Source organism: Sphaerotilus sp. (assembly GCF_041083715.1).
Taxonomy (GTDB): domain Bacteria; phylum Pseudomonadota; class Gammaproteobacteria; order Burkholderiales; family Burkholderiaceae_C; genus Sphaerotilus.
This window is the reverse complement of the sequence record NZ_JBFPGY010000168.1, coordinates 1-9,862: the sequence shown is the minus strand read 5'-3', so window position 1 is coordinate 9,862 and position 9,862 is coordinate 1. Positions and strand designations below refer to the sequence as shown.

The 9,862-nt window shown below is 67.7% G+C and carries 9 protein-coding genes; 3 read left to right on the top strand and 6 right to left on the bottom strand.

The features are described 5' to 3' along the window. The coding region (locus AB3X43_RS07590; protein ID WP_369429245.1) for a sensor histidine kinase at nt 1–1,324 on the top strand (1,324 nt) is incomplete at its 5' end. Here the strand turns inward: AB3X43_RS07590 and rodA are convergent. The 5 genes from rodA to AB3X43_RS07565 are packed head-to-tail and all read right to left on the bottom strand — an operon-like array spanning nt 1,301 to nt 7,283. Then, entirely contained in the window at nt 1,301–2,461 is a 1,161-nt protein-coding gene (rodA, locus tag AB3X43_RS07585; RefSeq protein ID WP_369429247.1) for a rod shape-determining protein RodA, read from the bottom strand. The genes AB3X43_RS07590 and rodA overlap by 24 nt on opposite strands. Nucleotides 2,462–2,474: 13 nt before the next feature. Then, on the bottom strand, nt 2,475–4,691 hold the full coding sequence (mrdA, locus tag AB3X43_RS07580) for a penicillin-binding protein 2 (RefSeq protein WP_369429246.1): 2,217 nt from the start codon (nt 4,689–4,691) through the stop codon (nt 2,475–2,477). A gap of 20 nt (nt 4,692–4,711) precedes the next feature. Next, nucleotides 4,712–5,230, bottom strand: coding sequence for a rod shape-determining protein MreD (gene mreD, locus AB3X43_RS07575; RefSeq protein ID WP_369429244.1), 519 nt, complete (start codon nt 5,228–5,230; stop codon nt 4,712–4,714). A gap of 13 nt (nt 5,231–5,243) precedes the next feature. Continuing rightward, nucleotides 5,244–6,203: a rod shape-determining protein MreC gene (gene mreC / locus AB3X43_RS07570; protein WP_369429243.1), complete on the bottom strand. Its 960-nt coding sequence runs from the start codon at nt 6,201–6,203 to the stop codon at nt 5,244–5,246. Nucleotides 6,204–6,239: 36 nt separating this feature from the next. Further along, complete coding sequence (locus AB3X43_RS07565) at nt 6,240–7,283, bottom strand: rod shape-determining protein (RefSeq protein WP_179634078.1); 1,044 nt, start codon at nt 7,281–7,283, stop codon at nt 6,240–6,242. A gap of 283 nt (nt 7,284–7,566) precedes the next feature. Here AB3X43_RS07565 and gatC point away from each other — a divergent pair, with 283 nt between their 5' ends. Further along, complete coding sequence (gene gatC, locus AB3X43_RS07560) at nt 7,567–7,866, top strand: Asp-tRNA(Asn)/Glu-tRNA(Gln) amidotransferase subunit GatC (protein WP_179634079.1); 300 nt, start codon at nt 7,567–7,569, stop codon at nt 7,864–7,866. 17 nt (nt 7,867–7,883) lie between these two features. After that, nucleotides 7,884–9,389, top strand: coding sequence for an Asp-tRNA(Asn)/Glu-tRNA(Gln) amidotransferase subunit GatA (gatA, locus tag AB3X43_RS07555; protein WP_369429242.1), 1,506 nt, complete (start codon nt 7,884–7,886; stop codon nt 9,387–9,389). A 27-nt stretch (nt 9,390–9,416) separates the two neighbouring features. On the opposite strand, the gene AB3X43_RS07550 is transcribed toward gatA, so the two are convergent. Beyond that, a partial coding sequence (locus AB3X43_RS07550; RefSeq protein WP_369429241.1) for an MJ0042-type zinc finger domain-containing protein occupies nt 9,417–9,862 on the bottom strand: 446 nt, incomplete at its 5' end.

Sequence of the window (9,862 nt, the reverse complement as noted above, 5' to 3'; positions counted from 1 at the left end):
CGACAGCGTCTATTTCGACCTGTCGCGCGAGACCGCCCGGATGTTGCGTGCGGACGAGGTCGACAACGTCTACTACCAGGTCCTCGGGCCGCGCGGCGAATTCGTCAGCGGTGACCGGGACCTGATGTTGCCCTCCGAGGACGACGCGCAGGTGCTGGGCGAGATGCGCGTGCGCGACGACGAGGTGCACGGCGACAGCGTGCGCGTGGCCTACCAGTGGATCAGTGGCGGCGCGGGCGAGCGGGCGGTGCTGGTGCAGGTGGCCGAGACCTTGACCAAGCGCTCGCGGCTGGCCACCGAGATCATCAAGGGCGTGATCCTGCCGCAGTTCGTGATCCTGCCGGTGGCGGTGCTGCTGGTGTGGCTGGCGCTGGTGCGTGGGCTGGCGCCGCTGAACGCGCTGCAGCAGCGCATCCGCGAACGCGCCAGCGACGACCTCTCCCCCATCGACGTGCACGAAGTGCCGGAGGAGGTGTCGCCGCTGGTGCAGTCGATCAACGACCTGCTGGAGCGCCAGCAGACCGCGCTGTTGACGCAGAAGCGCTTTCTGGCAGATGCGGCGCACCAGCTCAAGACGCCGCTGGCCGGACTGCGGATGCAGGCCGAACTCGCCACCCGCGAGATCGATGCCGGCCACGGCGACCCGGAGATCATGAAGGCGTCGCTGGCGCAGATGGCGCATGCCTCGCAGCGCGCGGCACACATGGTCAACCAACTGCTCTCGATGGCCCGGGCGGACGCCAAGGCGGGCACCGTGGCACGCGACGAGGTCGACATGGAGGCGCTGGCCACCGACGTGGTGCGCGACTTCGTGCCGCAGTCGCTGGATGCCGGCATCGATCTGGGTTTCGAAGGCGCAGACACGCAGGTGCCCAATGGCCTGCGCCGCCCGGGCGATACACGGGTGCTGGGTCACCCGATGCTGTTGCGCGAGCTGATCACCAACTTGGTGGACAACGCGCTGCACTACACCCCACGCGGTGGCACGGTCACCGTGCGCATCGTGCCGGATCCATTCGGGCAGGTGGTGGTGCTGCAGATCGAGGATTCAGGTCCGGGCATTCCGGCGGGCGAGCGGGATCTCGTCTTCCAGCCCTTCTACCGGGCGCTGGGCACCACCGTCGATGGCTCGGGCCTCGGGCTGGCCATCGTGGCGGAGATCGCCCAGCAGCACGGCACCTCGGTCGTGCTGGACGATGCCCGCCCGCCTGCCCAGGTGCCGGCAGGTGAAGGGCCAGGCGCACGGTTCACGATCCGCCTGCACCATGCGCCACTGGCTGGCACGCCAGCGCAGGACGCCTCAGCTCTGCATCAACCGCCTTGAGCGGGCGATGGCCATCAGGATCCCGAGGGACAGGCCCAGCGTCACCAGGGCCGTACCGCCATAGCTCATGAACGGCAGCGGCACGCCCACCACGGGCAGGATGCCGCTGACCATGCCCATGTTGACCATGGCGTAGACGAAGAAGCTCATCGTGATCGCCCCAGCCATGAGCCGGGAGAAAGTAGTCGGTGCCTCGACGGCGATCATCAGGCCGCGCACGATCAGGAAGATGTAGCTGGTGATCAGCGCCAGGTCGCCCACGAGGCCGAACTCTTCGGAATAGGCCGCGAAAATGAAGTCCGAGGTGCGCTCCGGGATGAATTCCAGGTGCGTCTGCGTTCCCTTCAGGAAGCCCTTGCCGGTGACACCGCCGGAGCCGATGGCAATCATGCCCTGGATGATGTGGAAGCCCTTGCCGAGCGGGTCGCGGGTCGGGTCGAGCAGGGTGCAGATGCGGTTCTTCTGGTAGGTGTGCAGGACGTGCCAGTCGACGTCCGGTTCGCAGATGGTCGGCCCTGCCAGCACGATCGCCACGGTGGCCGCGATGCCGATCACGGCCACCGGCAGGATGGCCTTCCATGACAGGCCGGCGAAGAAGATGACAAAAAAGCCCGCGGCGAAGATGAGGATGCCGGTGCCGAGATCAGGCTGCTTGGCCACCAGCAGGAAGGGCATCAGCACCAGCAGGAACGCCTGCACGATGTCGCTGGTGCGGGGGCGTCCCTCGCGGCGCTGGAACCACCAGGCCACCATCAGCGGCGTGGCGATCTTCAGGATCTCGCTGGGCTGGATGATGATGCCGACGTTGAGCCAGCGGCGGGCGCCCTTGTGGGTCGGGTCGATGCCGAACAGTGCCGTCATGATCAGCAGGATCATGCCCACCGTGTAGAGCGGCACGGCCAGCGCCATGAAGCGCTGCGGCGGCACCTGCGCGACGAGGAAGAACACCATCCCGGCCAGCACCATGTTGCGGATCTGCAGCGAGAAGCGGGCGCCGTTGTCGAAGCCGGCCGAGTACATCGCGGTCAGTCCGATGCAGGCCAGTGCCAGCATGGCCAGCAACAGCAGGGGATCGAACCCGCTGAACCAGGGGCGCACCCGCTGCCAGAGTGTGGGTTGCCCGAACGAGGACTGCAGGATCATGGTGTGCTCACGGTGTCGATCGCGGAGCGCTCGGCGGGGTGCCCGCGACCGGAACGGGTGGCGCCGGGCCGGGCGTCCGCCGGGGAACCCACTTGAACGGGCGCGTGGGGGTGATGGGCATGGCGGAGGCCGAAGCCGGCCGTGCGGGCGCTGCCGGTGCCGGTGCCGGTGCCAGCGGTGCGCTCGCGGGCGTCGATGCGTCGGAAGCGGGGAAGGCGAGGGCGCTTGCCGCGGCGGAGGCTGCCGTCGATTCCGCATCGACGCCGGCCGCCCGGGTCGGTGGCAGCGGCACGGACGCCACCGGCAGCCCTGGCCCGATCGGTGCCGAGCCGTGGCCCTTCTGGACGATGGCGATGTCTTCCGGCGTGGGGTAGACGCCGGAGATCACGTAGTCGAGCACCCGCCGTGCGATCGGCGCGGCCGCCTCGGCGCCGAAACCAGCGTTCTCGACGATGATGGCCAGCGCGATGCGTGGCTCGTCCAGCGGTGCGAAGGCGGTGTAGAGCGAGTGGTCGCGCTGGTATTCGGCGAGCTTGGACGCGTTGTACTTCTCGTTCTGGCGCACGCCGACGGCCTGCGCCGTGCCGGTCTTTCCGCCGCTCAGGTAGGGCGCGCCGACGAACACCTTGGTCGACGTGCCGGTCTGGGTCACGCCGTACATGGCGCGCCGGATCACGGCCACGTTCTCGGGTTTGAGGTCGAGCGGCGTGACGGCATGCGAGGACACGAGGTGCCGCTCGCGGGTCATGACATTCTCGATCTCGCGCACCACCCGAGGCTCGAAGCGCAGGCCACCCGACACCAGCGTGGACATGGCCGTGGCCAGCTGCAGCATGGTGAAGTTGTTGTAGCCCTGGCCGATGCCCAGCGAGATGGTCTCGCCGGCGTACCAGCGCTTCTGTTCGGGGCGCTTGTACTTGTTGCGCTTCCACTCGGTCGACGGCAGGTCGCCGGTGGACTCGCCTTCGAGATCGATGCCGGTCTTGCGCCCGAAGCTGTAGAGGTCCATCTGGTCGTGGATCAGGTCCACGCCCATGTCGTTGGCCAGGCCGTAGTAGTAGACGTTGCTCGACTGGACGATCGAGCGCGTCATGTCCACGGCCCCCAGGCCGCCGTCGCCGTGGCTGCGGAAACGGTGGTTGCCGAACATGAAGAAGCCGTTGTCGTAGATGGTCTGGGTGGCCGTGCGCTTGCCCGTGACCAGTGCGGCCATGGCCATGAAGGGCTTGTAGGTCGAGCCGGGCGGGTAGGTGCCGCGCAACGCGCGGTTCAGCATGGGCTTGTCGAGCGACTCGTTGAGTTCTTTCCAGCTGTCCTGGTCGATGCCGCCGACGAACAGGTTCGGGTCGAAGCCTGGCTTGCTCACGAAGGCCAGCACTTCGCCATTGCGCGGGTCGATCGCGACCAGCGCACCCCGCCGGGTGCCGAACAGCTCCTCGATCAGCGCCTGCAGCTTGATGTCGATCGACAGGCGGACCGTGTTGCCCGGCGTCGCCGGTTCGGAGCGCAGGCGGCGCACTGGATGACCGCCTGCGCTGGTCTCGACCTCTTCGAAGCCGGTGGTGCCGTGGAGATCACGCTCGTAGCTCTGCTCGATGCCGAGCTTGCCGATGATGTCGGTGCCGCGGTAGTTGGCCTGGTCCTCGTCGGACCAGTCGGCCATGTCGTCCTTCTCGCGCTGGTTGATGCGGCCGATGTAGCCCAGCACATGGCCGCCGAGTTCGCCGTAGGGATAGTTGCGGAACAGCCGCGCCTTGATCTCGACGCCGGGGAAGCGGTAGCGCTGCGCCGTGAAGCGCGCGACCTCCTCGTCGCTCAGGCGCGTGCGGATCGGGATCGATTCGAAGCTTTTCGAGTCACCCATCAGGCGCTTGAAGCGGCGGCGGTCGCGGGGCTGGACCTCGATGACCTCGCCGAGCTGGTCGATCACCTGCTCCAGCTCATCTTCGAGTTGCGAGCGGGTGATTTCCAGTGTGTAGGCCGAGTAGTTGTCGGCCAGCACGACACCGTTGCGGTCCACGATCAGGCCGCGGTTGGGCACGATCGGCACCACGGCAATGCGGTTGTTCTCGGCCTTGGTGGTGAGTTCGTCGAACTTGATGACCTGCAGCGTGAACAGCCGCGCCAGCAGCAGCCCGAAGCAGCACAGCACCACCAGTGCCGCGACGATCAGCCGTACGCGGAACTGGTCGATCTCCTGTTCGACATTGCGCAGTTCGGTCATCGCACCCAGGCCCGAGCGCTTCACAGCGGACGGTTCTTGTCAGGATCCGGCGCCCGTCGCTGCGGCGCGAGCAGCATCAGGCTCACCAGCGGCCACAGCAGGCTCTCGAAGATCGGCGACAGCAGCACCGGCCAGCCCGGAAATTCGCCACCGGAGGCCATGCGCAGCAGCAGCGAGGTGATGTGTGCCGCGGCAAACAGCGGCAGCACGTGCACCGCCTGGGCTGGCGCAGTGAACCAGAGCAGCCGGCGGTGGATCGTGATGGCGAAGTAGCTCACCAGCGTGTAGGCCATGGCGTGCTGGCCGAGCAGTCCGCCCTGGTGGACGTCCATCAGCAGGCCGAACACGAACGCCGCGCCGACGCCGACCCGGCGTGGCTGGTGCACGTTCCAGAACACGAGGGCGAGCGCGATGAAGTCGGGCATGGCCGGCTGGCGCCCGATCGGCACCAGATTCAGGGCCAGCGCGATGATCAGCGTGGTCCACATGAACCACGGATTCACCGGCAGCAGCAGTTGATCGGCCGAGCGGGGCATCATGGTGTCGTGGCCCTCATTCCTTGTCCTTGCGGGAGGTCTTGGCCGAGGGTTTGGCGAGCGGCGGGCCATCCTTGGCATGGACGGGCAGGGCGGCGTCGGCCGGGCTTGGCTTGGGGGGTTGCTGGGTGCCCACGGGTTCCAGCACCAGGACATGCCGCACGCTGTCGGGCTTGGTGGCCGGCGTCAGGGCAATCTTGGCGAAATCCGACTGCGTCCGGCGGTCAAGCCGGCTCACCCGCGCGACGGGCAAGCCCGGTGGGTACACCCCATCCAGTCCGGAGGTCTGCAGGATGTCGCCGACCTGCACATCGGCATTGGCGGCGACGAAGCGCAGCTCCATGCTGTCCGCCGACGGATCGCCGAAGGCGACGCCGCGGTGGCCGGTGCGGATGTTGTGGACGGGGATGGCTGCGTTCTCGTCGACCACCAGGGTCACTTCCGACGTCAGCGGATAGACACGCGTCACCTGCCCGAGCACGCCCAGCTCGTTGATGACCGGCGAGCCGTGCTGCACGCCTTGGCTGCTGCCGCGGTCGATGATGATCTTGCGGGTGTAGGGGTCGGGTGCGTCGTAGAGCACTTCCGCAGCCCGTGTCCGCACCGACAGCCGCGCACGCAGCTCCAGCAGCGCGCGCAGTCGGGCGTTCTCCTGCAGCAGCTGGTCCGCCTGCAGCGAGCGCTCTGCCTGGCGGGTCAGTTCGACCCGGGCACGCTCGGTGGTCTGCTGGGCCAGGGCGATGCCGGAGAGGTAGTCGTTGACCGAGCTCACGCCGTGCACGGGGACCAGCAGACCCCGTTCAATGGGATTGAGCAGCACGGCAGCGACCGTGCGCAGTGGCGTGGTGAGTCCGACCCGGCTGTCCGCGGCCATCAGCAGCACCGACAGCGAAGCAAAGAACAGCAGCCGCGACAGGGCCGAAGGGCCCTGGCGGAAAAACGGCGGTGGGGAGCGATCCAGTGTGCCCAGTGGCATGTCAGCAGGCGCCAACCACGACCGTGGACATCACGGTCACTCCGACGTGAAGATCGAACCGAGGCGCTCCATGCGTTCCAGCGCCATGCCGCAGCCGCGCACCACGCACGACAGCGGATCCTCGGCAATCAGCACCGGCAGGCCGGTTTCCTCGGCCAGCAGTCGGTCGAGGTCGCGCAGCAGTGCACCGCCGCCGGTCAGCATCATGCCGCGATCGGCGATGTCGGCACCCAGTTCGGGCGGGGTCTGCTCCAGCGCCTTCTTGACGGAGGAGACGATCTGGTTGAGCGGGTCGGTCAGCGCTTCCAGGATCTCGTTGCTTGATACCGTGAAGCTGCGCGGCACGCCTTCGCTCAGGTTGCGGCCCTTGACCTCCATCTCCTTGATCTCGGAGCCGGGGAAGGCCGAGCCGATTTCCTTCTTGATGGCTTCGGCGGTGGGCTCGCCGATCAGCATGCCGTAGTTGCGGCGGATGTAGTTGATGATGGCTTCGTCGAACTTGTCGCCGCCCACGCGCACCGAGCCCTTGTAGACCATGCCGCCCAGCGAGATGACGCCGACCTCGGTCGTGCCGCCGCCGATGTCGACCACCATCGAGCCGGACGCTTCCGACACCGGCATGCCGGCGCCGATGGCCGCGGCCATCGGTTCCTCGATCAGGTAGACCTCGCTGGCGCCGGCGCCGAGCGCCGACTCGCGGATGGCGCGGCGCTCGACCTGGGTCGAACCGCAGGGCACGCAGATGATGATGCGCGGGCTGGGCCGCAGCAGCGAGCGCGGGTGCACCATCTTGATGAATTGCTTGAGCATCTGCTCGGTGACGGTGAAGTCGGCGATCACGCCGTCCTTCATCGGGCGGATGGCCTCGATGTTGCCCGGCACCTTGCCGAGCATGGCCTTCGCCTCGGCGCCGACCGCCTGGATGGTCTTCTTGCCGTGCGGGCCGCCTTCATGGCGTATCGCCACCACCGAGGGCTCGTTCAGCACGATGCCCGTGCCTCGAACGTAGATCAGGGTATTGGCGGTGCCGAGGTCGATCGCGAGATCGGTAGAGAAATATCGACGCAACGATCCGAACATGGTGAACTCGTAAGCATCCCTGCAGCCGACTTGGACTGCTGGTGAGCGTGACTGGGCTGGAAATTCGGGGCCCGCCAACCCATTGTGTGTCGTGGTGCGACGCAGCAATCAGTTGATCCAGAACCGACGGGTACATGAACAAAGGGCGGGTGATAATACCCCATGGCTTGCGGCGTGACCTTGTCCACACCGGGCCTGCCACTCCATGTCGGCGTCTGATGACCTCCCATGTAGGGGTCTTATCTGCGCCCAGTGCGCCCAATTCATTTCATAGTTCACACAAATGGCACTCACGCCCCAGGATGTGAGCCGCATTGCCAATCTGGCACGGCTTGAACTGAGCGAGGCCGAGCAGGCGAGTCTGCTGGGCGAGCTCAACGGTTTCTTCGACATCGTCGAGCGCATGCGTGCGGTCGACACCACCGGCGTGGCTCCGCTGTACACCCCGCTGTCGGCGGTGCAGGACGTCGTCCTGCGCCTGCGCGAGGACGCGGTGACCGAGCCCGACAACCGGGCCGCCAACCAGAAGAGCGCCCCGGCCGTCGAAGGCGGGCTGTTCCTGGTGCCACGCGTGATCGAATGAGCCCGAGCGAGATTGCCATGACCCTGTCGACGTCCCCCCTGCACGCCCTGGGCGTGGCCGACCTGTCCCGCCTGCTCGACGCGAAGCAGATCTCCAGCGTCGAGCTGACCCGCCATCTGCTGGACCGCGTGAACACGCATTCCGCGCTCGGCGCTTTCCTGGCGGTCGACGCCGACGTCGCGCTGGCCCAGGCCGCCGCCGCCGACGCCTGGCGCGCCCGGGGCGTGGCCGGCGCCGGCCACACGCTGCTGGGCGTGCCGATCGCGCACAAGGACATCTTCGTCACCCGCGACTTCCCGAGCACCGCCGGCTCGAAGATGCTCGACGGCTACCGCAGCCCGTTCGATGCGACCGTCGTCAGTCGGCTGGCCTCGGTCGGTGCGGTGACGCTGGGCAAGCTCAACTGCGACGAGTTCGCGATGGGCGGCTCGAACGAGAACTCGGCGTACACCCCGGCACGCAACCCATGGAACACCGACCGCATTCCCGGGGGATCCTCGGGCGGCAGTGCGGTGGCGGTCGCGGCGCGGCTGATCCCGGCGGCCACCGGCACCGACACCGGTGGTTCCGTGCGCCAGCCTGCGTCGCTGACCGGCATCACCGGCATCAAGCCGACCTACGGCCGCTGCTCGCGCTACGGGATGATCGCCTTCGCGTCCAGCCTGGACCAGGCCGGCCCGATGGCACGTTCGGCGCTGGATTGCGCGCACCTGCTGCAGGCCATGAGCGGGTTCGATCCGCGGGATGCGACCAGCGCGGAGCAGCCCGTGCCTGACTTCGTTGCCGCGACCACCGCGCTGCGCGAAGGCGCGACCGCGGACCGCCCGCTGGCTGGCCTGCGCATCGGCCTGCCCAAGGAGTTCTTTGGCGATGGCGTGTCGGCCGACGTGCTGGCCGCGACCCGCGCGGCGCTGGCCGAGCTGGAGACGCTCGGCGCCACGCTGGTCGAGGTCAGCCTGCCGCGCACCGAGCTGTCGATCCCCGTCTACTACATCATCGCCCCGGCCGAGGCCAGCTCGAACCTGAGCCGCTTCGACGGCGTGCGCTACGGGCACCGCGCGGCGCAGTACAAGGATCTGAACGACATGTACCGCAAGAGCCGCAGCGAAGGCTTCGGTACCGAGGTCAAGCGCCGGATCATGATCGGCGCCTATGTGCTCTCGCACGGCTACTACGACGCCTACTACCTGCAGGCCCAGAAGCTGCGGCGCATGATCGCCGACGACTTCCAGGCGGCGTTCACGCAGTGCGATCTGATCGCCGGCCCGGTGTCACCGAACGTGGCGCGCCCGATCGGCAGCCAGACCGACCCGGTGGCCGAATACCTGGCCGACATCTTCACGCTGCCAGCGTCGCTGGCGGGGCTGCCGGGCATCAGCGTGCCTGCGGGCTTTGGTGCGGGAGGGCTGCCTGTCGGACTGCAGCTCATCGGCAACTACTGGCAGGAAGGTGCGTTGCTGCACGCTGGTCACGCACTGCAGCAAGCCACGGACTGGCACCAGCAGGCGCCGGCCGATTGCTGACTGGTGACCACGGGGTCTGCCAGGCCGTCACGTGGCAGGGGCGGTGCTGGCCTGCGGTGCCGAGTCGCTCATCTGGGCGACGGACAGCAGGCCCAGTGCAGCGACCAAAGCCAGTGTGCCCAGCACCAGTACCTTCACGCGCGTCCGCCGGGTGACGGCGCTGTTGATGGCGATGCTGGGTCGCAGGAGCAATTGGTGGATGCCGACAGCCAGCAGCGCGGCGAACGGTCCCACCGTCCACCAGGGCCACTGGCTCAGCCATGCGGCCCCTGCGGTGGTGACCAGCCCGAGGGCCAGACCGCAGACCAGCACGCTCCACCATGGCTCGGGATGTGAGCGGTGCTTGCAATACTTGCAGCGCACGGGCCAGGCCGGATTGGCCTTCAGTTTGGCGAGTGCAGTGAATCCGCGGTGCTGGCAGTGGGGGCAGGTGATCCGCATGTCTTGGTGCAGTGCTGGCTGCTGGCTGGTAT

What these genes read in the sequence shown, in the direction of transcription:
- mrdA (WP_369429246.1), bottom strand. Translation starts at nt 4,691, where the DNA reads ATGACCGAACTGCGCAATGTCGAACAGGAGATCGACCAGTTCCGCGTA.
- mreD (WP_369429244.1), bottom strand. Translation starts at nt 5,230, where the DNA reads ATGATGCCCCGCTCGGCCGATCAACTGCTGCTGCCGGTGAATCCGTGG.
- mreC (WP_369429243.1), bottom strand. Translation starts at nt 6,203, where the DNA reads ATGCCACTGGGCACACTGGATCGCTCCCCACCGCCGTTTTTCCGCCAG.
- AB3X43_RS07565 (WP_179634078.1), bottom strand. Translation starts at nt 7,283, where the DNA reads ATGTTCGGATCGTTGCGTCGATATTTCTCTACCGATCTCGCGATCGAC.
- gatC (WP_179634079.1), top strand. Translation starts at nt 7,567, where the DNA reads ATGGCACTCACGCCCCAGGATGTGAGCCGCATTGCCAATCTGGCACGG.
- gatA (WP_369429242.1), top strand. Translation starts at nt 7,884, where the DNA reads ATGACCCTGTCGACGTCCCCCCTGCACGCCCTGGGCGTGGCCGACCTG.